Source organism: Bacillus sp. DU-106 (genome assembly GCF_004799705.1).
Classification (GTDB): Bacteria; Bacillota; Bacilli; order Bacillales; family Bacillaceae_G; genus Bacillus_A; species Bacillus_A cereus.
In genome coordinates this window covers 4164326-4190760 of sequence record NZ_CP026607.1, presented here as the reverse complement: position 1 = coordinate 4190760, position 26435 = coordinate 4164326, and the positions used below count along the sequence as shown (strand labels likewise).

Here is a 26435-nt window from a genome sequence, read left to right as displayed (position 1 = left end):
TCACGAGTGTTTTTTTTATAGGAAATAGGGTAGATAGTAAATAGCTGTTACTATAAAACTGACTAAAACAAGTGAAAGAGTACCCATAATAGATGGAGTCAAAACAATTTGAAATGGTTTTATTTCGCCAGTCTCAACGCCAGTTAATGTTTTGCTTATTGCGTGATCTGTAATGTTATTTCTATGGTTACTCATAATAATTAACCACATAATTGCAAATATTGCTAAACTACCAAGGAAAAAGGTCTCTATAAATGACCAACCGACTAATAATGAAAAAAGATAAATAAGAGCTAATTCTACTACAACGGTTAAACTAATTTTCAATGCCTTCATATTTTTCCTCCTCATTCTGTAATTTCAACCAGTTTAAAAAATTTTCACGTGACACGACATGCAGAGAGCAAGGTGACCTTACTTCTTTCTCTAGTGCAGCGTGTTCGTCTGGAAACTTGTTTTCCACATGCAATGAAATATAGGGTAGTTTTTCTTGTGCTTTTAGTGAGCGGATATTATTCGTTTTAGCACCAGCAAATACGTAGGAAAGTTGTAAGTCTAAAAAGGCGATTTTAAAGATTTCTTTTTTAGCAGCCTCGTTATAGCCTTTTCCCCAGTATGGATAGCCAATCCAACTACCAATGTGAGATTGCTTTTTTTCATTATTAATATGTTTAAGTGTGGTGAGGCCAATTATTTCATTTTCTTCATTCACAATCATTCTCGATAAGGATTTCTTTTGACGCTCTTCTTCTATTGCGAAAAGAAGAAATGTTTTCGTGTCTTCGATGTTTTCTACCGTTATCCCCAATGCATTTTTTATATGTGGATCACTTGATAGCTCGAAAATCACATTTGTATAGCATAAATCTAGTGGTAATAAAGTGATGTGCTGCATGGTTTAAACCCCTTTCAAACTAAATATACCATAATATACCATAAAATAATATGAATATTCAGATTCTAATTCAGACTTTAGAGAAAAATTATGTTTTTACTTCTGAAATAGACAACCTCTGCATATGGTTGTACAAATATATTCTTTTTTAGAATACGAAGTTAGTAACTGTTACGGGAGAAGGTGGAAGAATGAAACAGTGGCTAGCGGCAATGGAAACATCCGTGCTTGTTATGGGGGCACTTCGATTATTTTCAGGTAGTGCGGAGATATTTGCTGCTTTGCTTATGCTTTATGTGAATGATGCGAAGAAAGCGTTGTTTATAAATGGTATGTTGGCGTTTGTTGGACCTACCGTATTAATTTTAACAATGACAATTGGGATAGCGAGTGTAGCAAGTGAAATTTCTTTCTTGAAGCTCTTTTTTCTAGCGCTTGGAATTTGCTGTATTTTTATCGCATTACTGAAATAGTAAGTCGAGTATAGTGGGGAGAAGCCGATGAAAGAGGTATTAGAAGTTTTACCAAAAACGATGAAGTACTTAATTGAAGAATGTAAGCAATACGATGCTTTAGAGGAAATTCGTGTTCGAATTGGAAGGCCGCTAGAGTGTATTGCACACGGAAAGGTGTTTTTTTATGACTATATCACTACTGCAGAGGATGCTACTTACTTATTGAATAAATTAAGTCAATTCTCAATTTATACGATGGAAGAGGAATTAAAACGTGGGTATGTGACGCTTCGCGGGGGGCATAGAATCGGGTTAGCAGGAAAAGTCATTACAGAAAAAAGCGCAGTGAAAATGATTCGTGATGTCTCTTCCTTTAATATTCGTATTGCTCGTCAAAAAATAGGGATTGCTGAACCGCTTTTGCCATATTTGTATGAAAAAAGGTGGTTAAACACGATGGTAATTGGCCCTCCCCAAACGGGAAAAACGACACTTTTAAGAGATGTAGCACGTTGCATGAGTCAAGGGGTAAGTGCTTCGGAAATTCCTTCCTGTAAAGTGGGGATCGTTGATGAACGTTCAGAAATTGCTGGCTGTGTGAAAGGAATCCCGCAATATGATTTTGGTACCCGAGTCGATGTGTTAGACGCATGTCCAAAGGCAGAAGGAATGATGATGATGATTCGTTCTATGAGTCCTGATATTTTGATCGTAGATGAAATTGGCCGTAAAGAAGATAGTGAAGCAATTATGGAGGCAGTGCATGCAGGTGTTCAGCTTTTTATAAGCGCACACGGATTTTCCTATGAGGATGTTGTGAGACGTCCATCGCTCAAGGCAGTGCTAGAGCTTGGTATATTTGATAGGTTTGTGGAGTTGTCAAAAGCGAGGGGTCCAGGAACGGTTATGCAGGTGAAAGATAAATATGGAAAACCAGTGTTATCAAATAGAAAGGCTGAGGGCGTATGGTGAAAATATTTGGTGCAGTGTTAATCGTTGCGGTCAGCACCTTTTTCGGGTTTTCGTACGCTAAAAGATACAGTGAGAGGCCGAGGCAACTTAGGTTATTAAAATCAGCACTTCAATCATTAGAGGCAGAAATTATGTATGGACACACACCTTTATCTGAGGCTGCCGAGCGATTAGTTAAACAAATGCCAAAGCCATTAAATTGGATATTTCAAAGTTTCGCTAAAAAACTAGAAAGTGGAGAACAAACGGTAAGGGAAGCTTGGATAGATAGTTTGAAAGAGAATTGGAAGTTGACGGCTTTTCAACAAACCGAGTATGAAATACTGCAGCAATTTGGTGAAACGCTCGGGCAACATGATCGTGAATCACAACAAAAACATATTCGCTTATGTATTACACATTTGGAGAGAGAAGAAGAGGAAGCGAAAGCTTTACAACTGCAATACGAAAAAATGATTAAGAGCTTAGGGGTACTAGCAGGGCTACTAATTGTAATTTTACTGCTATAGGGGGGAGAAAGGCGATGTCCATTGATGTTGGATTAATATTTCAAATCGCCGGAATCGGCATTGTTTTAGCTTTCATTCATACTGTACTAAAAGAATTGAAGCGTGAGGATATTGCAAATTGGGTTATCCTTGTCGGTTTTGTCGTCATTTTATTTCATGTTGCATTTTTAATTAATACGCTATTCGACAAGATTAAAAGTGTCTTTCTCTTCCAGTAAAGGAGGCGGTTCGAATCGAAATTATACAAATTGTCGGATTAGGCCTCGTTGCTACGTTTTTAGCTGCTGTTTTGAACCAGCATAAATCTAGTATTACATCTTTATTTATTGTGTTCGTAGGTAGCGTGATGTTTCTAATTTTAATCGATCAAATTCATTCTATTTTACAAATGATTGAGAGAGTAGCGAGTGAAGCGAAAGTTAGTAACGTCTACGTGGAAACGTTACTAAAGATTATTGGAATTGCTTATATTGCCGAGTTTGGAGCTCAAATTACAAAAGATGCTGGTCAAGGTGCCATCGCTTCGAAAATTGAACTTGCTGGGAAAATCTTAATTCTCGTTATGGCAATTCCTATTTTGACGGTTGTAATTGAAACTATTCTCGGATTTTTACCGACGGGATAAGGGGGAGTGAATGTTGAGGAGGTTTGGAGCTAAGCTGCTATTTGCTTGCTTCCTTTTCTTTTCTTTACCGGTTGTTGTACAAGCTTCTCCTGTAGAAACAAACGTCGTTGATCAACAATTGGATAAGCTCGGAATTGAAGATGTGAAGCAATTTTGGGACGGGCTTGTTACAAAATATGGAGGCTATTTGCCAGAGAGTCAAAAAGGGAGTTTTATGGAGTTTGTAAAGGGAGAAAAAGAATTCTCTCTAAAAGAGTGGATGATAGGGTTATTAAAATATTTATTTCATGAGCTTGCAGCTAATGGAAAACTGCTTGGCACACTCATTATGCTCACAATCTTTAGTGCATTGTTGCAATCACTGCAATCCGCTTTTTCAAAAAGTAGTGTAAGTAAAATTGCTGATGCTGTTGTATATATGGTACTTATTATTTTTGCTTTAAATAGTTTTTATGTCGTTATGACATATGCAAGAGAAACGATACAAACAATGGTAGATTTCATATTAGCGCTATTGCCAATTTTATTGGCGCTTATAGCGACTGGTGGCGGGGTTGTATCTGTATCTTTCTTTCATCCGATTATCATTTTCTTAATGAATACAAGCGGGCTTCTTATGAATTATATCGTTCTACCGCTTTTATTACTGGCAACGATATTAAGTATTGTAAGTACAATGAGTGATCAATATAAAGTGACGAAATTGTCCAAGCTTCTGCAAAACGTTAGCGTTGGGATTATCGGTATTTTCTTAACGATTTTTTTAGGAGTATTATCTGTACAAGGAACAGCAACAGCCGTTGCTGATGGAATAGCTGTGAAAACTGCTAAATTTGTAACAGGGAACTTCATTCCAGTAGTCGGAAGGATGTTTACAGAAGCGGCAGATACTGTTATTAGCGCATCAGGATTATTGAAAAACACAGTCGGAATTATTGGGCTCGTCATTTTATGTTTAATTGTTGCTTTTCCAGCGATTCAAATTTTCTGTATCGCATTTATTTATAAATTCGCAGCAGCAGTATTGCAACCGGTTGGAGGCGGAGCAATTATTCAATGCTTAGACATTATTGGACGAAGCATCATTTACGTATTTGCTTGCTTAGCTATCGTATCATTTATGTTCTTTTTAAGTATTACAATTATTATTGCTGCGGGGAATATTACACTTATGATGCGGTAGGAGGTGAAGAGTATGCAATTTGTTACAGAGTGGATCAGAAATATTATCGTTTTTTTGCTCTTAGCGACAATGCTTCATCTTATTCTTCCAAATTCGAATTTGCAAAAATACGTTAAATTCGTTGTAAGTCTTTTGTTAGTCGTATTAATTTTAACACCCCTTTTTAAACTATTGCAGACAGATGTAAATGAAGTAATTGCAAATTTTAATGAAGAAAAGTACGTAGCAGAAGGATCTGTAAAAAATTCAATAGATTCGAAGAAAAAAGAAATACAAGCTCTAACACGTGCATATAGTTTAGAAGAGATGGCTACCAAAATGAAAAAAGAAGTAGGAAAAGAGTTTGAGAAACAGTATGGTATGTCAGTCTCTGAAATACAAATAGTCGCAGCGGAAAGCACAGCGGAAGTAAAGTCAGCGAAAGATATTCAATCTGTTGTTGTGACGTTAAAAGAAAAAGAACGTAGTAAAAATGATGCAATCGAAACAGTAAAACCAGTTGAAATTAACACGAAAGAACCACCGAAAAAAGTAGAGGAAACGAATGTAGAAATGAAAGACTTCTTTTCAAGCAGGTGGCAACTAGAGAATAAACAAATCCAAGTTCAAATGGAAGGGAGGACAGGTAGAGTAAATGGACAATAAAGATAAAAATTCGAAGTTCTCATTTTTTCGAAACTTATTGAATGGAGATGAAAAAGAAAGTAATGAGAAGGGAAGAAAGGTAACACCTAAGTTCTTACTTGTCCTACTCATACTTGGAATTTTGCTTATGTTTTCTAGTAGTTTTTTTTCAAGTAAAAAAGAAGAAGTACCTGTATTTAAAGAACAAAAAACTCAAAACCAGGAAAAAGATGTACCAACTTTTGGACAAAAAAATAATGATAATATGTCAAATGTAGAAAAATATGAAAAAGCGTATGAACAAGAATTAAAAACTGCTTTAGAAGAAATAGCAGGAGTAAAAGACGTAACGATTAAAGTGAATTTAGATTCATCTGAAGAAAAAATTTTAGAAAAAAATACAGTGAAACGCTCACAAACAACAGGTGAAACAGATAAAACAGGCGGTAAGAGAGAAGTAGAGGACGAGTCTCTTGATGAAAAGACTGTCATTATACGTGAAGGGGATAAAGAAACTCCTGTTGTTTTACGAACAGAGAAGCCGAAAGTACGTGGTGTTCTTGTCGTAGCAAAGGGAGTGGATAATATACAAGTTAAAGCAATGGTAAAAGAAGCTGTGATAAGGCTGCTAGATGTACCGGCCCATCGCGTTTCAGTTTCACCGAAAAATTGATAGGGAGGAAATAAAGTGTTAAAAAAACAAACAGTTTGGTTATTAACGATGTTAAGTTTAGTTGTTGTACTATCTGTGTATTACGTGACAACTCCTGACAAAATGAATACAGCATCGCCGGCAACAGGTGAAAAGATTGGACAAGAAAAACAAGGTACTGATAAAGCAGTAACAAACGAAGCGCCTAAAGAAACTCCGAAAAAAGAAAATACAAGCAAGGAAACAACAAATAAAGAAACAGACAAAAAAGAAAATGCAAAAAAAGAAACAAGTAAAAAAGAGGGCAATGTATCAGTTCAATCAAGTGATGAGAATTTCACAGCTTTACGTATGCAAATGGAAGATCAGCGTAGTGAACAAAAAGCAAAATTACAAGAAGTGATGAGTTCAACAAAAGCTTCAGCAACAGAAAAGAATAAAGCGAAAGAAAATTTTGATGCCATTACGACAATGGAAACGAAGCAAGAATTACTTGAGACAGTAATTAAATCTCAAGGAGGATATCCAGATGCTCTTGTAAGAGCTGATGGCACTGATATTAGAGTAACGGTTAAAGCGGCAAAACATTCACAGAAAGAAGCAAATAAAATTATTCAACTTGTAAGAAGTGAAGGCGGATCAAAAGATGTAGGTGTGAAATTTGATCCACCAGCGAAATAAGTGAAACTTTAATCCGTAGGGATTTCCCTGCGGATTATTATCTTTTACTAAGCAAAGGGTATGCAAATAGTAAAATAGAGTATGCAAGCAAGTAAATGTGTGAATAGAAAAAAGCTATCATTTTCGATAGCTTTTTTCTATGTCGTCTTTGTAATTATTTTTACTATGTTCAACTCGGAATGGAGAAACACGTTGTGAGTAAAAGATTAATGGTTCATGGTACTGATGATTACTTTTTCCGGATTTGACGTGGATGAAAAGAACGCATGCCCAAACGATTACGGCAGGTAAAAAGAGAATGAGCCATATCATATTTCCACACCTCAACACAATATATTTTCTACACTTTGAACATACTATTCTTATATGAAGGAATGATGAACGGCGTGTAAACAAAAAAATAATATTTGGTAAAAATATGTTATTGACTATAGTTGTGGTGAAGAGTGAGGAGGGAATGGCATGTTTGCTTTGTAACATTTTGCAAAAGTAGTGAATGTTTTTTAAGAAGTGGTCTTGCCAATTTCATGTGAAACTTGGTATTATTACTAGGTATTAAATTTTTATTGGAATAATATTTTTACAGGAATTTCGATTTATTATAAAGAAATATAAATTGGAATGTTTAAAAAATTTATCGTAAGATGGAAATAGTAAATATTTCTATTAGTTAATGAAATATATTTTCTAATAGAGTACATCGTATTTTTACAGTCAATCTAGTTTTCGTGACGAGAATCTGTAAAAACGGGACAAACAAGAGTATGGGAGTGGATTTTACATGTTTAAAATTCAAGAAGTTCGTGAATTAATTAAATTAATTGATAGCTCTAATATTGATGAATTTGAATACAAAAAAGACGGTACAACAATCAAAATGAAAAAGCGTGGTAATGAAGTTGTTGCTGTGCAAGCACCTGCAGCAAAACAAGCTATGCAACCAGTAGCGCCTGTTGAAGTTGAAACGACAGTAGCAGCAGCGCAAGCAGAAGTGCCAAAACAAGAAGAGAAGAAGGTTGTTCAAAATGAAAACCTACATAAAATCACATCACCGATGGTAGGTACATTCTATTCTTCTTCTTCGCCTGATACACCTCCATATGTAAGTGTTGGGGATAGAGTATCGAAAGATTCTATCGTATGTATTGTCGAGGCTATGAAGTTATTTAACGAAATTGATGCTGATGTAGAGGGCGAAATTGTTGAAATTCTTGTTAATAACGGACAGCTTGTTGAATATGGACAACCGCTATTTCTTGTAAAAGCGTAATAAGGGAGTCTTTGTGATGATAAAAAAAGTATTAATAGCCAATCGTGGGGAAATTGCTGTACGAATTATTCGTGCTTGTAAAGAAATGGATATTGAAACAGTTGCAATTTATTCAGAAGCAGATAAAGAGTCACTTCACGTACAGATTGCAGACGAGGCGTATTGTGTAGGACCAACGATTTCGAAAGAAAGCTATTTAAATTTGACAAACATTATTAGCGTTGCGAAGTTAACAGGCTGCGATGCTATTCATCCGGGATACGGATTTTTAGCAGAGAATGCAGATTTCGCAGAGTTATGCCGTGAATGTAACTTGATTTTTATCGGTCCAAGTCCAGAAGCTATTTCAAAGATGGGCACAAAAGACGTTGCTCGTGATACAATGAAAGAAGCAGGGGTTCCGATTGTACCAGGTTCACAAGGGATTATTAAAAATACCGAAGAAGCGATTGAGCTTGCTAATCAAATTGGATATCCAGTTATTATTAAAGCGACTGCAGGTGGCGGTGGAAAAGGTATTCGTGTTGCACGCCATGAAGAAGAGCTTATAAAAGGAATTCAAATTACACAGCAAGAAGCTAGTACCGCTTTTGGGAACCCTGGTGTATACTTAGAAAAGTACGTTGAAGATTTCCGCCATGTTGAGATTCAAATAATGGCAGATACACACGGAAATGCCATTCATTTAGGAGAGCGTGATTGTACAATTCAGCGCCGTTTGCAAAAACTATTAGAAGAAAGTCCATCACCTGCACTTGATGAAGAGATTCGCAAGCAGATGGGTGAAGCGGCAGTTAAAGCGGCGGTAGCGGTTGATTATACAGGTGCTGGTACGGTTGAGTTTATTTATGAATATAAAACGAAAACCTTTTACTTCATGGAGATGAATACGAGAATTCAGGTTGAGCATCCGGTTACTGAAATGGTAACAGGAATGGACTTAATTAAAGAACAAATTCTTGTTGCTTCAGGAGAAAAGTTATCGTTACAGCAAGAAGAAGTACAATTTAATGGTTGGGCAATTGAATGTCGAATTAATGCGGAAAACCCTGCCAAAAAATTTATGCCATCTCCAGGTAAAGTAGAAATGTACTTACCACCAGGAGGATTTGGTATTCGCGTCGATTCAGCTGTATATCCGGGATATTCAATCCCACCTTTCTATGATTCGATGGTTGCTAAATTAATTGTTCACGGAAAAACACGTGAAGAGGCAATTGCAAAAATGAAGCGCGCACTTAGTGAATTTGTCATTGAAGGCGTACATACAACAATCCCGTTCCATTTGCAATTGCTAGATCATCCTGATTTTGTAAAAGGTGAGTTTAATACGAAATTTTTGGAAGAGCATGAACTTGTGACGCAGTGATACATTAAAGGAGGTTTTTTTCATGGCTGAACATATGTTAGATATGGGTCAAGATACAACTCTTGGTAAAGTAGAAATTGCACCAGAAGTAATTGAAGTAATTGCAGGTATTGCAGCTGCTGAAGTAGAAGGTGTAGCGGCAATGCGCGGTAATTTTGCTACAGATGTTGTTGAGAAGTTAGGTAAGAAAAATCATGGTAAAGGTGTAAAGGTTGAATTAGCAAACGAAGATATTATCGTTGACCTTTATGTTGTAATGTATTTTGGTGTAGCAATTCCAGTTGTTGCACAAAAGATTCAAGACAATATTCGCCAAGCACTCTTTACAATGACAGGACTTGAGCCAAAAGAAGTGAATGTTCACATCGTTGGCGTAACATTCGAAACACAAAAAACAGAAATCGAACCAGTGTAAGAATGAAAAGGTGCCTAGTAACATAGGCATCTTTTTTATCGTTTCATTTCTTCACAAATTACAACCCTCTAATTATTATACTATTTCAAAAAATAAGAAATAAACAAGAAAATGTGTCGTTTTTCCAAAAAACGTACATTGTGATAAGATATGGAACTTGAAGTTAATCTTTTTATTATTTTTCAGCCTTGTAACCCGTGTGTGAAACGATAAATTGTGTTATTATCATTGTATTATAAGGTTGGAAAATCAATGAAAACTGTAAGAGTAAGTGAATTGACGGCTTATAAATTATAATAATATAACAAAGTATAAGGAAAGACTTGAAGCATAAAGGAGAGTTACAATGAAACGTAGGACGGCTAGAGAAAGAGCAATGCAAGCATTATACCAAATGGATATTACAGGTGAATTAGAACCGAAAGTAGCAGTGGAAAACACGCTAGATGAAGGCGAAGAAACAAATGAGTTTCTAGAGTCACTTGTAGTAGGTTTTGTAGAAAATAAAGAAGCAATCGATGAAGCGATTCGTCAAAATTTAAAAAAGTGGAAGCTTGAGCGTATTAGTATTGTTGATCGCAGTATTTTACGTGTAGCTGTGTATGAAATGAAATACATGGAAGAAATTCCACACAACGTAACAATTAACGAAGCAATTGAAATTGCTAAAACATTTGGGGATGAGGAATCTCGTCGTTTTATTAACGGCGTTTTATCTAATATAAAAGATACACTGTAAATTCTTTAAGGGGGAATCTTAAAATGGTAGCAGTAATCATCAAAGGAAATGAAGTTGCGGAGAAAAAACGAGCACAATTAACAGAAGAAGTTGTGAAGTTGAAAGAGCAAGGTATTGTACCAGGATTAGCAGTTATTTTAGTTGGAGAAGATCCAGCATCTCGTTCTTATGTGAAAGGAAAAGAAAAAGGCTGTGAACAAGTAGGGATTTACTCAGAGCTAATTGAACTTCCTGAAACAATTACTGAGGAACGTTTGCTTGCTGAAATCGATCGCTTAAATGGCGATGACCGTATTAATGGCATATTAGTGCAATTACCTTTACCAAAACATATTGAAGAAAAAGCTATCATTGAAAGAATTTCACCAGAAAAGGATGTAGACGGATTTCACCCAATCAGCGTGGGACGTATGATGACGGGACAAGATACATTCCTTCCATGTACACCGCATGGTATTGTAGAATTAGTAAAAGAAACAAATCTTGATATTTCTGGAAAACATGTAGTAGTAATTGGAAGAAGTAATATTGTCGGTAAACCAGTGGGGCAATTGTTTTTAAATGAAAATGCCACTGTCACATATTGTCATTCTAAGACGCAAAATATGAAAGAGTTATCGAAGTTAGCTGATATTTTAATCGTAGCTGTTGGACGACCTAAAATGATAACAGCGGATTATATTAAAGAAGGGGCGGTTGTAATTGACGTTGGTGTTAACCGTTTAGAAACAGGAAAACTTTGTGGTGATGTTGACTTTGACAACGTGTTAGATGTTGCGGGTTACATTACACCTGTGCCAAAGGGTGTTGGTCCAATGACAATCACAATGCTTCTTCATAATACTGTTGAATCTGCCAAACGTGCAGGTGTCGTTTGTAAATAATTTGAGTCGGCTATGAGGAGAGAGAAATGGAGAAGCAATATTTAACCGTTACAGCGTTAACACGCTATATAAAAACAAAAATAGAATATGATCCGCATTTGCAGTCTGTTTGGTTAAAAGGTGAAATTTCCAACTTTAAAAATCATAGCCGTGGCCACATGTATTTTACATTGAAAGATGAAAATGCAAGAATCGCAGCGGTTATGTTTGCGGGCCATAATCGTAATATTAAATTCAAACCTGAAAATGGGATGAAGGTACTCGTGAAAGGAAAAATCTCTGTTTACGAGGCGAGTGGTTCTTATCAAATTTATATTCAAGACATGCAGCCTGACGGAGTCGGAAATTTACATTTAGCGTACGAACAGTTAAAAGTTCGTTTAGAAGAGGAAGGACTTTTTTCTCAAGTTTATAAAAAAGCGATTCCTCCTTACGCTAAAACAATAGGTGTGATTACGTCGCCAACAGGAGCAGCGATTCGTGATATTATAACAACGATTAAACGTCGTTATCCAATTGGGAATGTTATTGTATTTCCGGTACTTGTACAAGGGGAGTCAGCGGCTCCCTCGATTGTACAAGCGATTCGTACAGCGAATGAAATGGGAGAGATAGATGTACTAATCGTTGGTCGTGGTGGAGGTTCTATTGAGGAATTATGGGCTTTCAATGAGGAAATGGTTGCAAGAGCAATCTTTAAGAGTGAAATTCCTATTATTTCGGCAGTAGGCCATGAAACAGATTTTACAATTGCAGATTTTGTTGCAGATTTACGCGCGCCAACACCGACCGCAGCAGCTGAGTTGGCAGCACCTAACATTATAGAGTTACAAGAAAAGGTATTACAAAGAACTCTGAGATTGCAAAGAGCAATGAGAGAGTTAGTACATAAAAAAGAAGAAAAACTACAAGTGTTGCAAAAATCGTATGCGTTCCGTTATCCAAGACAAGTATATGAGCAAAAGGAAGAGCAATTAGATAGAGCGCTAGAACAGCTTGTTTTAGCGAAAGAGCGCTATATTGATAAAAAGGTGAATCAGTTAAAGCAACTTTCATTTTATTTAGAGAAGCACCACCCATCTCAAAAAATTATGCAAACGAAGGTAGCTGTGGAAACGTTGCAAAAGCAATTACAACGTGAAATGCAAACGTTACTTCAAACGAAAGAATTTGCCTTTGTAAGAGCTGCTCAAAAACTTGAAGCGTTAAGTCCGCTTAAAGTAATGATGAGAGGGTACGGGCTTGTATATGATGAAGAGAAGCAAGTGTTAAAAAGTGTGAAAGATGTAAGCCTTGGAGATGCTGTTTCAGTTCAATTACAAGATGGAATACTAGATTGTAGCGTATCAGGCATAGAGGAGCGTGAATTGAATAATGGAAAATAAATTAAGCTTTGAAGAGGCAATTTCGCAACTTGAGCATCTTGTTTCTAAGCTAGAACAAGGTGACGTACCTTTAGAAGAAGCGATTTCTTATTTTAAAGAAGGTATGGAATTATCTAAGCTTTGTGATGAGAAGTTGAAGAATGTACAAGAACAAATGGCAGTTATTCTTGGGGAAGATGGAGAGCTTGAACCGTTTACTGCTTTAGGAGATGAAGCATAGTGACGATTGCTTTTGATACTTTTTTGAAAGAAAGTAAAACTTTCGTAGAAGAAAAACTTGTAAGCTATGCAAATGGATTACAATGTCCAAATGTACTTCGTGAAGCGATGGCATATTCTTTGGAAGCGGGTGGAAAACGTCTCCGCCCGTTACTTTTGTTTGCAACATTACAAGCGTTTGGGAAAGAAAGAAATCTTGGAGTAGGTGCAGCTTGTGCTCTTGAAATGATTCATACATATTCGTTAGTTCATGATGATTTACCTTGTATGGATGATGATGATTTAAGAAGAGGAAAGCCCACAAATCACAAAGTATTTGGTGAAGCGATGGCAGTTTTAGCAGGAGATGGCTTATTGACATACGCTTTTCAAGTTATTATGGCATATGAGCAAAAAGAAATTTCTGCTGAAAAAAAAGTAAGACTTGTACTTGAACTCGCAAAAGCAGCAGGACCAGAAGGAATGGTTGGCGGACAAGTGGCAGATATGGAAGCGGAAGGGAAACGCCTTACGATTGATGAATTGGAGTACATCCATAAACATAAGACCGGAAAACTACTTGAATTTGCTGTACTTGCGGGTGCGATACTTTCTGATGCGACAGAAGAGCAAGAAGAAAAGTTGCTTACGTTTGCCAAATATATCGGTCTAGCTTTCCAAATTCGAGATGATATTTTAGATGTCGAAGGAACTGAAGAAGAGATTGGAAAACCGATTGGTAGTGATCTTTCTAATGAAAAGAGCACATATACGACGTTGTTTACTGTAGATAGAGCAAAGGCTATTTTAGAAGAAACAATTGCAGAAGCAAAAGGTGCGATTAGCTCCTTGCAATTACAAGATGAATATTTACTATCTATTTGCGATTTGATTGCAAAACGTAATAACTAATATAACAGCGTTTTCATTTGTTGAGTCATTCATCATTTTATGATATAAATGTAGGAAAAGGTTTTTCTTTTCTTGTTATTGGCAAAAATATATGTAGATTACATTGCCGTTATCACTTCGTGTTAGCGGCTATTTTTTTCATCGCCTAAAGAAGTATGGTTTATAATAGGATTAAGGCGCAATAGACTGGTTAATAGCGGGACAAGACGAAAAATAGAAAAGAGAATTTCTTGTTTTGTGTAAATGTTTTTTATAATATTTGACATGTTGACAGATTATGAAATGAAAGTGAGTGATCCATGTGGATCTAACGCAAATTCAAAACCCTAGTTTTTTGAAAGATATGTCTATCAGTGAACTAGAGGGATTGAGTGAGGATATTCGTAAGTTTTTAATTGAAGAGCTCTCTCAAACAGGTGGACATATTGCACCTAATTTAGGTGTAGTAGAACTCACAATTGCTCTGCACAAATTATTTGATAGCCCGCAAGATAAATTTTTATGGGATGTAGGACATCAATCCTATGTACATAAAATTTTAACTGGACGCGCGAAAGAGTTTGGCACATTAAGGCAATATCAAGGTCTATGTGGTTTCCCGAAACGTTGTGAGAGTGAGCACGATGTATGGGAAACTGGTCATAGCTCGACTTCGTTATCGGCTGCAATGGGAATGGCTCTGGCACGTGATTTAAAGAAAACGAAAGAATATGTTATACCAATTATTGGAGATGGTGCTTTAACAGGCGGAATGGCTTTAGAGGCATTGAACCATATTGGACATGAAAAAACAGACATGATTGTTATTTTGAATGATAATGAAATGTCAATTGCACCAAACGTTGGTGCGCTTCATAATGTGCTCGGTCGTTTACGTACCGCAGGAAAATATCACTGGGTAAAAGATGAATTAGAGTATATATTAAAGAAAATTCCAGCAGTTGGCGGGAAAGTGGCTGCGACAGCAGAGAAAATAAAAGATAGTCTTAAATATTTACTAGTATCTGGTGTCTTTTTCGAAGAGTTAGGCTTTACATATTTAGGTCCAGTCGATGGGCATGATTATGAAAAGTTATTCGAAACGTTGCAATATGCAAAGAAAACAAAAGGCCCAGTACTTGTTCACGTTATTACGAAAAAAGGAAAAGGTTATAAACCGGCTGAGAGTGACGTTATTGGAACTTGGCATGGAACAGGACCTTATAAAATTGAATCAGGTGACTTCGTTAAGCCGAAAGAAGTTGCACCAGCATGGAGTGCTGTCGTTAGTGAAACAGTACTTAAGCTAGCGAGAGCAGATGAGCGTATCGTAGCAATTACACCTGCAATGCCTGTTGGATCAAAACTTGAGAAATTCCAAAAAGAATTCCCAGATCGTATGATTGATGTAGGTATTGCAGAACAGCATGCTACAACAATGGCAGCAGGTATGGCAACGCAAGGAATGAAGCCATTCTTAGCGATTTATTCAACATTTTTACAAAGAGCATATGACCAAGTTGTTCATGATATATGCCGCCAAAATTTAAATGTTTTCATCGGAATAGATCGTTCGGGATTAGTAGGAGCAGATGGTGAAACGCATCAAGGCGTATTTGATATCTCATTCTTACGTCACTTGCCGAATATGGTGCTTATGATGCCGAAAGATGAAAATGAAGGTCAACATTTAGTTTATACGGCGATGCAATATGAAGATGGACCAATCGCATTGCGTTATGCGCGCGGTAATGGACTTGGCGTTCATATGGATGAAGAATTAAAGGCGATTCCAATCGGTACGTGGGAGACGTTAAAAGAGGGTACACAAGCAGCTATTTTAACGTTTGGTACGACAATACCAATGGCAATGGAAGCAGCTGAGCGTCTTGAAAAAGCTGGGGTTTCAGTGAAAGTAGTGAATGCTCGCTTTATTAAACCAATGGATGAAGCATATTTACATGATCTTCTAGGAAAGAATATACCGATTTTAACGATTGAAGAAGCTTGTTTAATCGGTGGTTTTGGAACAGGAGTAGTTGAATTTGCATCTGAAAATGGTTACCATAGTGCATTGGTTGAACGAATGGGTATTCCAGATCGCTTCATAGAGCACGGAAGTGTAACAAAATTATTAGAAGAAATTGGTTTAACGACAGATGCTGTTGTAGACCGTATTCATACAATGATTCCATCAAAACAAAAAAGGGCGTAACAAATGAGCGTAAAAAAAGAAAGAGTAGATGTACTATTAGTAGAGCGAGGACTTATAGAAACGCGTGAGAAAGCAAAGCGCGCCATTATGGCCGGACTCGTATATGCAAATGAGATGAGACTTGATAAGCCAGGAGAGAAAATCTCGCAAGATACTGAGATTACGGTGAAGGGACAAGTTATGCCGTATGTAAGTCGTGGTGGTTATAAACTTGAAAAGGCATTAGAGGCATTTCATCTTGATTTACAAGATAAAGTTATGATAGATATTGGTTCATCAACTGGTGGCTTTACAGATTGCGCGCTTCAAAATGGAGCGAAATTATCTTATGCATTAGATGTAGGATACAATCAACTAGCGTGGAAATTACGTCAAGATGAGCGTGTTGTTGTAATGGAACGAACAAACTTCCGTTACGTGACACCAGCAGACTTAGAACGTGGTTTACCTCAATTTGCAAGTATTGATGTTTCATTTATATCATTAAAGCTTATACTGCCAGTTTTAAAAACAATGCTTATGCCTAACGGAGATGTAGCAGCGTTAATTAAACCGCAGTTTGAAGCTGGAAGAGAGCAAGTTGGGAAAAAAGGTATCGTTCGTGATAGAAAAGTACATGAAGCTGTTGTAGAAATGATTGTCGAGTTTGCTTTAAAAGAAGGCTATGATGTGGAAGGTTTAACATTCTCACCAATTACGGGTGGGGATGGTAATATTGAATTTTTAATTCATCTGAAATGGCATGGTGAACGTGAGAATGGCGAAAATCATTCTCCGATTTCTATAGAGCAAGTTGTTACAGAAGCGCATGAAGTTCTAAAACAAAAAGGGAAAGGGGAATAACATATGTTGTTCCTCTTTTTGCTGTAATTGTATAATGATTGTAAAAACAATTGTGTACAAGAAACGAATTATAAGTTAACATAAATAAGTGAAGTATACCAATGTTTAAACTATGGTAAGAGATAGTGTGAGGTGCAAATGTATGAATAAAGGTCAGCGCCATATTAAAATCAGGGAAATTATTGCAAACAAAGAAATTGAAACACAAGATGAATTAGTTGATATTTTACGTAATGAGGGATTTAATGTAACGCAAGCAACAGTATCGCGCGATATTAAAGAACTGCACTTAGTGAAGGTGCCATTACATGATGGGCGCTATAAATATAGCTTGCCAGCAGATCAACGATTTAACCCGTTACAAAAATTAAAACGAAATCTAGTGGATTCATTTGTAAAATTAGACACGGCAGGACATATGCTTGTGCTAAAAACATTGCCTGGTAACGCTCATTCACTTGGAGCACTTATTGATCATTTAGAGTGGGATGAGATCATCGGAACCATCTGTGGTGATGATACTTGCTTAATTATTTGCCGTACACCTGACGATACAGGTGTTGTCTCTGATCGTTTCTTAAATATGTTGTAACAAAAAATCTTGTTTGCTTTCCATCGTAAAGTGGAAAGTGAACAAGATATTTTTATTGGTTAAAAATATGAATTTTCAATTGTAATATAATATTTTGTTTGCATAAAGTTAGAAAATAGATGGATTGACCCGTAAAACAAATGTTTGGTACAATGAAGCGGGTTAGAAGAGTATATACATACAAATATATAGCATGATTATTTGAATGAAGAACTGAGAAAATCCTTTAGTAAGGGATTATTTTATAACGAGGTGAATGGGGCATTGTTATCGGAATTATCGATTAGAAACTTTGCTATTATTGAAGCATTAAATATTTCTTTTCAAAAAGGTTTAACGGTTTTAAGCGGTGAAACAGGGGCCGGAAAATCGATTATTATTGATGCAATTAGTTTACTTGTAGGTGGCCGTGGGTCAGCAGAATTTGTTCGATATGGAACAGAGAAGGCTGAGATTGAAGGGCTATTTTATGTTGAAGATGAGAAGCATCCATGTATTGAAAAGGCAGAAGAGTTAGATATAGAAATAGAAGATGGCATGATTATTTTAAAGCGTGATATTGCTGCGAACGGGAAGAGTGTATGTCGTGTAAATGGGAAGCTTGTTACACTTAGCATATTAAAAGAAATTGGGAAAACACTTGTTGATATTCATGGACAGCACGAAACGCAAGATTTAATGAATGAAGAACGACATCTGTTTATGCTTGATCACTTTGATGGGGATCGAATCGTTAAACAATTAGACATATATCAAAACGTATACGCTGACTATGAAAAATTAAAAAAACAATTGAAATCGTTAAGTGAAAATGAGCAACAAATGGCACATCGCTTAGATTTAATTCAATTTCAGCATGAAGAAATTCGCAAGGCGGATTTAAAGATGGATGAAGAAAATGAATTAACTGAGGAACGATTGCAAATTTCTAATTTTGAAAAGATTTATAAAGCGTTAGGTGATGCATATCGTTCGTTAAGTGCCGACGGACAAGGGTTAGATAATGTAAGAAGTGCAATGGGGCAAATGGAAAGTATTACACATTTAGATGAAGTGTATCAGGAGAATCATGATTCAATTGCAAATAGCTATTACTTATTAGAAGAGGTTGCCTATCAACTGAGAGAAAAGCTCGATATGATGGAATATGATCCAAATCGTTTAGATGAAATCGAAACACGTTTGAATGAAATTCGTATGCTAAAGAGAAAATATGGAAATACTGTAGAAGAGATTTTAGCGTATGCTGATAAAATTGAACAGGAAATTTTTACGATTGAAAATAAAGACGTTCATATTGAAACGACGAAGAAACAGTTGAAGGAATTAGAAAGTGTTATTCTGAAAGAAGCAACGTTGTTAAGTAATATGCGTCATGAGCTTGCAGAACACCTTACAAATGCAATTCATCAGGAATTAAAAGAATTATATATGGAAAAAACGAAATTTGAAGTGAGAATTATGAAGAGAGAAGGAAATGTAGAAGAGCCCCTTGTGGAAGGTGCGCCGGTAAGACTTACGGCGGATGGTTACGATCATGTGGAATTTTATATTTCAACGAACCCAGGAGAGCCGCTAAAACCACTTTCAAAGGTTGCATCTGGCGGAGAGTTATCTCGTATCATTTTAGCTTTAAAAAGCATTTTTTCTAAGCATCAAGGGGTTGCATCTGTTATTTTTGATGAAGTGGATACGGGTGTAAGTGGCCGGGTCGCACAGGCTATTGCGGAAAAAATTTATCGAGTATCAGTAAACTCGCAAGTACTTTGTATTACGCACTTACCTCAAGTAGCTTCAATGGCAGATTCACATTTATTTATTCGAAAACAAGTAGCGAATGATCGGACAATTACATCGGTTACTGTTTTAACTATGGAGGATAAAGTAACAGAAATAGCTCGAATGATTTCTGGTGTGGAAATCACAGATTTAACGACAGAGCATGCGAAAGAATTACTTACGCAAGCGCATCATTTTAAACAGACAGCAGAGGCTATCCAGTAATGGATAGCTTTTTTTCTCAAATGACGATTTCTTAATTCTTCCGGTTATAAATAAAGCACTGCAAGGAGAGATTAAAAAGTGAAGCCAAGAGGCTGAATGTGGGGTAGGAGCGAGGAGAGTGAACAAGTTGAAATTAGAAAAATTTCGAAAAATAATAGGTCTTTGTCTCCTTGTTTCTTTAGTTTTTATTGGATGTTTTAAACCGCTTCGAACGTTTATTTCATCACCGAAACAACTTGTTGTTTTTGAAGGACAACAATCAGAAATATCATCATTACCAGTTTTCAAAGCTTCATCCACAAATCGTCATGTATTTACAGTGAGTTCGAATGAACAAAAACAAGGACTTATGGTAAATTCTCATCAAAATGGTGAAGCTGATATGGTATTTCAGCTTGCTGGTTTTCCAGTAAAAAAAGTAAATGTGAAAGTGTTAAAAGATTTTAAAGTGATTCCAGGTGGACAATCAATTGGTGTGAAATTAAATACAAAAGGTGTACTTGTTGTAGGCCATCATTTAATTCAAACTGAAAAAGGTAAAATATCTCCTGGTGAAACAGCAGGTGTACAAATTGGAGATATGATTACTGAAATTAATGGTAAAACAATTGAAAGAATGAGTGATGTAGCACCGTTTATTCATAATAGTGGAGAAACAGGTGAACCGCTTAATCTTGTATTGTTAAGAGATGGAAAATATATTCGTACGAAGCTAACTCCACAAAAAGACAACGGTGAATCGTCTTATCGAATTGGCTTGTATATCCGTGATTCGGCAGCTGGAATTGGAACGATGACATTTGTTCATCCAGATTCTATGAAATATGGGGCACTTGGTCATGTTATTTCTGATAATGATACGAAAAAGCCGATTCAAGTCGAAGATGGACAAATTATGCGCTCGACAGTTACATCAATTGAAAGAGGTAGTCATGGGAATCCAGGGGAGAAATTAGCAAGATTCTCACCAGACCGTGAAGTGATTGGCAATATTACAATTAATAGTCCATATGGTATTTTTGGAAAATTAAATACGAATATGAAAAACGGTATAATGGATAAAGCAATGCCTATCGCATTATCTCATCAAGTAAAAGAAGGACCGGCAAAAATATTAACAGTTATTGATCAAGATAAAGTAGAAGCGTTTGATATTGAAGTCGTTAGTACAGTGCAGCAAAAATTCCCAGCCACAAAGGGTATGGTAATAAAAGTAACAGATAAACGTCTATTAGCGAAAACGGGCGGTATCGTACAAGGAATGAGCGGAAGTCCAATTGTACAAAATGGAAAAGTAATTGGTGCTGTTACACATGTATTTGTAAATGATCCAACATCAGGATATGGTGTTCATATTGAATGGATGTTACATCAAGCTGGAATTAATATTTATGATCAAGAGAAAAAAGCGAGCTAATATATATTATTAGCTCGCTTTTTCTGTTGAAAAATTCGTTGAAATTTTGTAAAAGCTCCGCAAGAGGTGTTTTTTGTTGTAAAATAAAAGGAAAGGGTTGAACGTTTCGTTGTATTTCTATGATGGAATGTGTTGCGAAAGGGAATAAATGAACGATAAACATATTTTTTTGTGATTTTATCGGAAAGTAAGAAACTTTAAAAGGGAATTTTCACACAATTGTCGAACAATTCATGTAGCCTAGAAGGATACACATGTCGGAGAATCGATTCGGTAAGGGAGGAAAAGCTGTGGAGAAAATTAAAGTATGTCTTGTGGATGATAATAAAGAACTAGTATCAATGTTAGAGAGCTATGTAGCCGCTCAAGATGATATGGAAGTAATCGGTACTGCTTATAATGGTCAAGAGTGTTTAAACTTATTAACAGATAAGCAACCTGATGTACTCGTTTTAGACATTATTATGCCACACTTAGATGGTTTAGCTGTATTGGAGAAAATGCGACATATTGAAAGGTTAAAACAGCCTAGCGTAATTATGTTGACAGCATTTGGCCAAGAAGATGTGACGAAAAAAGCAGTTGACTTAGGTGCCTCATATTTCATATTAAAACCATTTGATATGGAGAATTTAACGAGTCATATTCGTCAAGTGAGTGGTAAAGCAAACGCTATGATTAAACGTCCACTACCATCATTCCGATCAGCAACAACAGTAGATGGAAAACCGAAAAACTTAGATGCGAGTATTACGAGTATCATTCATGAAATTGGTGTACCCGCTCATATTAAAGGATATATGTATTTACGAGAAGCAATCTCCATGGTATACAACGATATCGAATTATTAGGATCGATTACGAAAGTATTGTATCCAGATATCGCAAAGAAATATAATACAACAGCAAGCCGTGTGGAGCGCGCAATTCGTCACGCGATTGAAGTAGCTTGGAGCCGTGGGAATATTGATTCTATTTCGTCCTTATTCGGTTATACAGTATCCATGTCAAAAGCAAAACCTACGAACTCTGAGTTTATCGCAATGGTTGCGGATAAGCTGAGACTTGAACATAAAGCTAGCTGAGAGTAGAAGTAGCAATGGGTTTTCGTTTTAGTAAAACCGATGTATGCTGGAACGCTATGCTCGATGTTAATTTTAAAGCCAATAAACTTTTTAATGAAAGACCAATGAATGTTATAATTCGTTGGTCTTTTTATTTTGTTGAGAAAAAGAGATTATTTGATAGTGTGGAAAATAAAACCTATTTTCAGTAATATTACATGTAAGTGAGTTTTTTATAAGGCAATAAAATAGATATAGATAGGGAGAAGGGGAATGGAAAATAAAATTTCAACTTGGCTAGGAATAGTAGCAGCTATGGGAGTTCTTGCTATTGCAGTTACATTTGGAATGTTAGAACTTGCAGATAATCCAGTAGATAAAGAAGTGAGCGCTCAAATAGATAAAAAAGAAGACCAAACAATAGTAGGTAGAGAGGTGGATGGGGTCTTTGTTGATGTGTATGTTACTGAAAATTCTACTGAAAGCGAAGTCATTACAGCGATGCATCGCATGACTCATCAAAAAGTGGTGGCAGAACGAAAATCGGGCTCTATCCCAATGATTCAAAGTAATGCTAAAAAATTAAAAGAAATTATAAATAAGAGTAGCTTTACGAAGAAAAATGAACTTTTAGCAATTGCTGATAGATGGGCGAAAAAAGATTTTAGTAAAATTGTAGAAGATCACAATTATTTCTCGGATGCTCAAGAAGATAGCGTTTGTAAAGTAACTAGAGCAATGGATGCGTTAGAAGAGCAACATTATATTTTAACTATATTCGGGGAGGAAAAAGCGAAAGAACTATACGAATCAGGGGATGCTCCGCACGTTCAATAAAAAATAATATAAAGGACTTCTCTAGCTTTTTTATTATCGTGTTTTAAGGACGTAATGGGACTTATAAATAAATGGTCTGCTTTCTTTATGACGTGTAACAAAAAAAGAAAAGATGTGATTCATTATTAAATGATGAAGGAACGGCTAAATCACATCGTAGTACATCTGTTAAAGGATTTTAGTAGGAAAGGCATCCGTGATATAATAGAAAATAATAAAAAGTCCTGCAAAACAGGACTGTATTATTCTTCGTCTTTATTTTGTTTTTCTAATTCAACTAGCTTTTGAATTAAAATGTGCTGCGGCATATGCATGAGTTGTTCAAGTGGAACACCTAGTGCTTTTGATAAGCGGACTGCAGTATCTGGAGAGATTTGTAATGGTCTCATAGAAGTACCTCCTTTTTCGTATAGTATAGCATAAGATTGGGGGAGTGAGGATGACTCTTATATTTGCACATCGTGGTGCGGCTGGAACGTACCCAGAAAATACAATGATTTCATTTGAAGCGGCTGAGTCTTTTAGAGCGGATGGAATTGAACTTGATGTTCAATTAACGAAAGACGGAAAAGTTGTCGTCATTCATGATGAAACGGTGGACCGGACAACAAATGGAAAAGGTGCGGTTCGGAATTATGTATATGAGGACTTATGCAAGTTAGATGCAAGTTATAAATTTGGTGATAAAGTAGGTTTTTGTAAAATACCACTTTTAGAAGAGGTATTAGAATGGCTTGCACAAACGAGTTTGCTACTTAATATTGAACTTAAAAATAATAAAATTCCATACAGAGGTTTAGAGGAAGAAGTTATAACGCTTGTACGGAAATTTAGTCTAGAGGATCGTGTTATATTTTCTTCGTTTAATCACTACAGTATGAAACGGTGCCATATGATGGCTCCTGATATTCAAACAGCAATTTTATATCGCGAAGGTTTGCATAGTCCGTGGGCATACGCGAAAAAAATGGGCGCTACAGCAGTACATCCGAATTATCGTTACCTTCAAGATGCTATTGCCGAACTAACGATGGAAAGTGGTGTAGAGGTTCGCCCTTATACAATTAATGAAGAAACGCTTATGCGTAAATATTTTGATATGAATATATCGGCGATTATTACTGATTACCCTGAAACGGCCAGAACGTTAATGCCAATAAAAAAATGAGACCGCGTGTAACGGTCTCATTTTTTTATTTATAAATAGTGGGGCATTCCTATCTTCTAAAGCGAGCTTGTACTTTATTTCGTTTACGGTCTCGGTGCAAGACGAAGCCACCGAAGATATAAAACCCGAGCCCGAAGCAGAGAGCGCCGATTAAAAATTGTAACCACAGTATAGAGATTGGTGGAAATAGAATCCCGAATACAGTATCTCTCATTAACTTTATACCAAACACAGCTAATGAAATAGGGATGAGTGCTAATAGTAGAGCAACGTAACGCTGCATACATAACGCTCCTTTTCAGATTATTTCGTATATTTTAATGATGTTATAAGAAAAGGGGGTTTGTCAAGAGGGTGCTGAACGAGTAAGATAAAGGTGTGAAAAAATTTGCAGAGTTACTTCGAGAGGAAGTGGGATATATGAAACAAAAAGTATTAATTGTTGGTGCAGGTGAAGGCGGGAGCGCACTGCTGAATCTGTTACAAAGTTCGAATATATTTCAAATTATAGGGATTATTGATATAAATCCGTTGGCAAAAGGACTACAAATTGCTAAGGAATACGGGATTGCAATTGGAGAAAGTGTAACTCCATTTCTTTCTATGCATATCGATGTAATATTTGATATGACAGGTGAAGATGATGTGCATAAGGTTTTATTGGAAAAAAAGAAAAAAGACACTCTTCTTATACCAGGTGATATCGCAAAAATTGTTACAGGATTAGCGCATGAGAAGGAAGGGCTGATTGGGCGATTAGAGGAACAAACGCAACAAGGAGAATTAATTTTAAATTCTACACATGACGGCATGATCGTAATTGATCGAGAGGGACAAGTTCGTCTTTTTAATAAAAGTGCAGAGCGTATTATCGGATATAAAAAAGAAGAGGCGATAGGAAAATATATTTTAGAAGTCATTCCAACTAGTAAATTACTTCGCATTATACGTACGAAACAAATAGAAGTAAATTATGAACTAACATTAGAGAATGGAAAGAAAATTATTACAACGCGTATACCGATATTAAAAGAGGGCGGAGAGGTACAAGGGGCATTTGCAATTTTTAAAGATATAACAGAAGTTGTAGATTTAGCGGAAGAAGTTACAGATTTAAAGGAGATTCAAACACTATTAGAGGCAATTATTAACTCATCTGAAGAAGCAATTTCGGTTGTGGATGAAAAAGGAAGAGGTTTAGTCATTAACCCGGCATATACGAAATTAACGGGTTTAACAGAAGAAGATATTATTGGGAAGCCTGCTACAACTGATATTGTAGAAGGCGAAAGTATGCATATGAAAGTACTTCGAACGCGTCGTGCGGTGCGCGGAATACATATGAAGATTGGGCAAAAAAAGCGCGATGTAATTGTAAACGTGGCACCAGTCATTGTGGATGGAATATTGAAAGGAAGCGTCGGCGTTATCCGTGACGTGTCGGAAATTCAAAAGTTAACAAATGAATTGAATAGAGCAAGGCAAATTATTCGCACATTAGAAGCGAAATATTCATTTGATGATATTGTCGGGAATTCAGATGAAACAACGGCAGCTATCGAACAGGCGAAGCTAGGAGCAAATACACCAGCAACAGTGCTGTTACGCGGTGAATCTGGGACTGGTAAAGAATTGTTTGCACATGCAATCCATAATGGAAGTAATCGAAAATACAATAAGTTCGTCCGTGTAAACTGTGCGGCCATTTCGGAGACGTTGTTAGAAAGTGAATTATTTGGTTATGAGGAAGGGGCGTTTTCTGGAGCGAAAAGAGGCGGGAAACGTGGGTTCTTTGAGGAAGCAAATAACGGTAGTATTTTTTTAGATGAAATAGGGGAGTTATCTGCAAATACACAAGCGAAACTCCTTCGTGTACTGCAGGAAAAAGAAATTGTAAAAGTTGGTGGAACGAAAGCGATACCTATTAATGTTCGAGTAATTGCAGCGACGCATGTGAATTTAGAAAAGGCTATTCTAGAAGGGAAGTTTAGGGAGGATTTATATTATCGATTAAATAAAATCCCAATTCAAATTCCATCTCTTCGTCAACGTAAAGGAGATATACCGACAATTGCGGACAGATTGATTCAAAAAATTAATCAAGATTACGGTCGTAATGTAGAAGGGCTCACTGATTCAGCCATTTTATATTTACAATCATACGAATGGCCAGGGAATGTGAGGGAACTTGAAAATATTCTGGGAAGAGCTATTATCTTTATGAATTATAACGAGACCTATATTGATGTACACCATTTACCGCCATTACATAACGAAGAGCAGGTGGAGTCAAAGCAATCTCATTTATTACCTGAATTAGAAGAAAAGCCACTTGAACATTTAGTGACAGAGTTTGAAGGGAATATTATTCATGAATATTTGGAGAGATTTGATGGGAATAAAACGCAAACTGCAAAAGCGTTAGGAATTTCCGTTCGAAATTTATATTACAAGCTAGAAAAGTATGACCATGCAAAAAATAGCATGCAATAAGTTGCGTACCGTGCAATTTATTGCATGGTATACAAAAAGCGACAAAATAAGACAG

At 36.3% G+C, this 26435-nt stretch carries 31 protein-coding genes; 26 read left to right on the top strand and 5 right to left on the bottom strand.

Features of this window, described 5'->3' with window-relative positions; translation table 11 throughout:
* Positions 1-15: 15 nt before the first annotated feature.
* Positions 16-336, bottom strand: coding sequence for a hypothetical protein (locus tag C3Y97_RS21225; protein ID WP_000645572.1), 321 nt, complete (start codon positions 334-336; stop codon positions 16-18).
* On the bottom strand, positions 317-895 hold the full coding sequence (locus tag C3Y97_RS21220; RefSeq protein ID WP_001163837.1) for a GNAT family N-acetyltransferase: 579 nt from the start codon (positions 893-895) through the stop codon (positions 317-319). The genes C3Y97_RS21225 and C3Y97_RS21220 overlap by 20 nt, the downstream gene beginning before the upstream one ends.
* A 191-nt stretch (positions 896-1086) precedes the next feature.
* Here C3Y97_RS21220 and C3Y97_RS21215 point away from each other — a divergent pair, with 191 nt between their 5' ends.
* From C3Y97_RS21215 to C3Y97_RS21175, 9 genes are read left to right on the top strand one after another with little or no spacing between them, the layout of a single operon-like run.
* A complete protein-coding gene (locus C3Y97_RS21215) occupies positions 1087-1368 on the top strand; it encodes a YqhV family protein (RefSeq protein WP_000816050.1) in 282 nt (93 codons plus the stop codon).
* Positions 1369-1395: 27 nt separating this feature from the next.
* Positions 1396-2322, top strand: a complete 927-nt coding sequence (gene spoIIIAA, locus C3Y97_RS21210; protein WP_136363631.1) for a stage III sporulation protein AA — start codon at positions 1396-1398, stop codon at positions 2320-2322.
* Positions 2316-2831 carry a stage III sporulation protein SpoIIIAB gene (gene spoIIIAB, locus C3Y97_RS21205; RefSeq protein ID WP_000238702.1) on the top strand — a complete coding sequence of 172 codons (516 nt, stop codon included), beginning with the start codon at positions 2316-2318 and terminating at the stop codon, positions 2829-2831. The genes spoIIIAA and spoIIIAB overlap by 7 nt, the downstream gene beginning before the upstream one ends.
* Before the next feature lie 14 nt (positions 2832-2845).
* On the top strand, positions 2846-3049 hold the full coding sequence (gene spoIIIAC, locus C3Y97_RS21200) for a stage III sporulation protein AC (RefSeq protein ID WP_000020914.1): 204 nt from the start codon (positions 2846-2848) through the stop codon (positions 3047-3049).
* Between the two features lie 23 nt (positions 3050-3072).
* On the top strand, positions 3073-3456 hold the full coding sequence (spoIIIAD, locus tag C3Y97_RS21195; RefSeq protein WP_077393170.1) for a stage III sporulation protein AD: 384 nt from the start codon (positions 3073-3075) through the stop codon (positions 3454-3456).
* 10 nt (positions 3457-3466) lie between these two features.
* The gene (gene spoIIIAE / locus C3Y97_RS21190; protein WP_000946110.1) at positions 3467-4639 is read left to right on the top strand and encodes a stage III sporulation protein AE; all 1173 of its coding nucleotides are present in this window, start codon (positions 3467-3469) and stop codon (positions 4637-4639) included.
* A gap of 12 nt (positions 4640-4651) precedes the next feature.
* Entirely contained in the window at positions 4652-5284 is a 633-nt protein-coding gene (spoIIIAF, locus tag C3Y97_RS21185; RefSeq protein ID WP_001161052.1) for a stage III sporulation protein AF, read from the top strand.
* A complete protein-coding gene (gene spoIIIAG / locus C3Y97_RS21180; RefSeq protein ID WP_000368880.1) occupies positions 5274-5936 on the top strand; it encodes a stage III sporulation protein AG in 663 nt (220 codons plus the stop codon). Before spoIIIAF ends, spoIIIAG begins: the two co-directional genes overlap by 11 nt.
* A 15-nt stretch (positions 5937-5951) precedes the next feature.
* Entirely contained in the window at positions 5952-6596 is a 645-nt protein-coding gene (locus C3Y97_RS21175) for a SpoIIIAH-like family protein (protein WP_000914710.1), read from the top strand.
* Positions 6597-6713: 117 nt separating this feature from the next.
* Here the strand turns inward: C3Y97_RS21175 and C3Y97_RS21170 are convergent, their stop codons facing one another.
* Positions 6714-6908, bottom strand: a complete 195-nt coding sequence (locus tag C3Y97_RS21170) for a hypothetical protein (protein ID WP_002179810.1) — start codon at positions 6906-6908, stop codon at positions 6714-6716.
* Between the two features lie 469 nt (positions 6909-7377).
* Here C3Y97_RS21170 and accB point away from each other — a divergent pair, with 469 nt between their 5' ends.
* From accB to C3Y97_RS21090, 15 genes are all read left to right on the top strand, one after another.
* Positions 7378-7866, top strand: coding sequence for an acetyl-CoA carboxylase biotin carboxyl carrier protein (gene accB / locus C3Y97_RS21165; protein WP_000472866.1), 489 nt, complete (start codon positions 7378-7380; stop codon positions 7864-7866).
* Positions 7867-7882: 16 nt separating this feature from the next.
* Positions 7883-9235 carry an acetyl-CoA carboxylase biotin carboxylase subunit gene (gene accC / locus C3Y97_RS21160; RefSeq protein WP_000592871.1) on the top strand — a complete coding sequence of 451 codons (1353 nt, stop codon included), beginning with the start codon at positions 7883-7885 and terminating at the stop codon, positions 9233-9235.
* 22 nt (positions 9236-9257) lie between these two features.
* Entirely contained in the window at positions 9258-9650 is a 393-nt protein-coding gene (locus tag C3Y97_RS21155) for an Asp23/Gls24 family envelope stress response protein (RefSeq protein WP_000807630.1), read from the top strand.
* A gap of 346 nt (positions 9651-9996) precedes the next feature.
* On the top strand, positions 9997-10389 hold the full coding sequence (gene nusB / locus C3Y97_RS21150) for a N utilization substance protein NusB (protein ID WP_000830247.1): 393 nt from the start codon (positions 9997-9999) through the stop codon (positions 10387-10389).
* Between the two features lie 23 nt (positions 10390-10412).
* On the top strand, positions 10413-11273 hold the full coding sequence (gene folD, locus C3Y97_RS21145; RefSeq protein ID WP_000226732.1) for a bifunctional methylenetetrahydrofolate dehydrogenase/methenyltetrahydrofolate cyclohydrolase FolD: 861 nt from the start codon (positions 10413-10415) through the stop codon (positions 11271-11273).
* A gap of 26 nt (positions 11274-11299) precedes the next feature.
* A complete protein-coding gene (gene xseA / locus C3Y97_RS21140) occupies positions 11300-12658 on the top strand; it encodes an exodeoxyribonuclease VII large subunit (RefSeq protein WP_000415249.1) in 1359 nt (452 codons plus the stop codon).
* Positions 12648-12878: an exodeoxyribonuclease VII small subunit gene (gene xseB / locus C3Y97_RS21135; protein ID WP_000428423.1), complete on the top strand. Its 231-nt coding sequence runs from the start codon at positions 12648-12650 to the stop codon at positions 12876-12878. Before xseA ends, xseB begins: the two co-directional genes overlap by 11 nt.
* Positions 12878-13768: a (2E,6E)-farnesyl diphosphate synthase gene (gene ispA / locus C3Y97_RS21130; RefSeq protein WP_000150379.1), complete on the top strand. Its 891-nt coding sequence runs from the start codon at positions 12878-12880 to the stop codon at positions 13766-13768. The genes xseB and ispA overlap by 1 nt, the downstream gene beginning before the upstream one ends.
* A 301-nt stretch (positions 13769-14069) precedes the next feature.
* Positions 14070-15962 (top strand): 1-deoxy-D-xylulose-5-phosphate synthase, encoded by a 1893-nt coding sequence (gene dxs, locus C3Y97_RS21125; RefSeq protein WP_000366452.1) that lies wholly within the window; start codon positions 14070-14072, stop codon positions 15960-15962.
* A gap of 3 nt (positions 15963-15965) precedes the next feature.
* Positions 15966-16805 (top strand): TlyA family RNA methyltransferase, encoded by an 840-nt coding sequence (locus C3Y97_RS21120; RefSeq protein WP_000111871.1) that lies wholly within the window; start codon positions 15966-15968, stop codon positions 16803-16805.
* A gap of 142 nt (positions 16806-16947) precedes the next feature.
* The gene (argR, locus tag C3Y97_RS21115) at positions 16948-17397 is read left to right on the top strand and encodes an arginine repressor ArgR (protein WP_001032580.1); all 450 of its coding nucleotides are present in this window, start codon (positions 16948-16950) and stop codon (positions 17395-17397) included.
* A 264-nt stretch (positions 17398-17661) separates the two neighbouring features.
* The gene (gene recN / locus C3Y97_RS21110) at positions 17662-19401 is read left to right on the top strand and encodes a DNA repair protein RecN (protein ID WP_000947768.1); all 1740 of its coding nucleotides are present in this window, start codon (positions 17662-17664) and stop codon (positions 19399-19401) included.
* A 118-nt stretch (positions 19402-19519) separates the two neighbouring features.
* Positions 19520-20818 (top strand): SpoIVB peptidase, encoded by a 1299-nt coding sequence (gene spoIVB / locus C3Y97_RS21105; protein ID WP_002000940.1) that lies wholly within the window; start codon positions 19520-19522, stop codon positions 20816-20818.
* A 290-nt stretch (positions 20819-21108) separates the two neighbouring features.
* Positions 21109-21903 carry a sporulation transcription factor Spo0A gene (spo0A, locus tag C3Y97_RS21095; protein ID WP_011110369.1) on the top strand — a complete coding sequence of 265 codons (795 nt, stop codon included), beginning with the start codon at positions 21109-21111 and terminating at the stop codon, positions 21901-21903.
* A 252-nt stretch (positions 21904-22155) separates the two neighbouring features.
* Positions 22156-22719: a PRK06770 family protein gene (locus C3Y97_RS21090; protein WP_000428228.1), complete on the top strand. Its 564-nt coding sequence runs from the start codon at positions 22156-22158 to the stop codon at positions 22717-22719.
* Positions 22720-22961: 242 nt separating this feature from the next.
* On the opposite strand, the gene C3Y97_RS21085 is transcribed toward C3Y97_RS21090, so the two are convergent.
* Positions 22962-23108, bottom strand: a complete 147-nt coding sequence (locus C3Y97_RS21085; RefSeq protein ID WP_001247671.1) for a YycC family protein — start codon at positions 23106-23108, stop codon at positions 22962-22964.
* A gap of 50 nt (positions 23109-23158) precedes the next feature.
* Between C3Y97_RS21085 and C3Y97_RS21080 the strand changes: the two genes are divergently transcribed.
* Positions 23159-23887: a glycerophosphodiester phosphodiesterase gene (locus C3Y97_RS21080; protein WP_000172575.1), complete on the top strand. Its 729-nt coding sequence runs from the start codon at positions 23159-23161 to the stop codon at positions 23885-23887.
* A 49-nt stretch (positions 23888-23936) separates the two neighbouring features.
* On the opposite strand, the gene C3Y97_RS21075 is transcribed toward C3Y97_RS21080, so the two are convergent.
* Positions 23937-24170 carry a DUF2627 domain-containing protein gene (locus tag C3Y97_RS21075; RefSeq protein WP_001190211.1) on the bottom strand — a complete coding sequence of 78 codons (234 nt, stop codon included), beginning with the start codon at positions 24168-24170 and terminating at the stop codon, positions 23937-23939.
* A gap of 137 nt (positions 24171-24307) precedes the next feature.
* Between C3Y97_RS21075 and C3Y97_RS21070 the strand changes: the two genes are divergently transcribed.
* The gene (locus tag C3Y97_RS21070; RefSeq protein WP_033666632.1) at positions 24308-26380 is read left to right on the top strand and encodes a sigma-54 interaction domain-containing protein; all 2073 of its coding nucleotides are present in this window, start codon (positions 24308-24310) and stop codon (positions 26378-26380) included.
* Positions 26381-26435 lie beyond the last annotated feature (55 nt).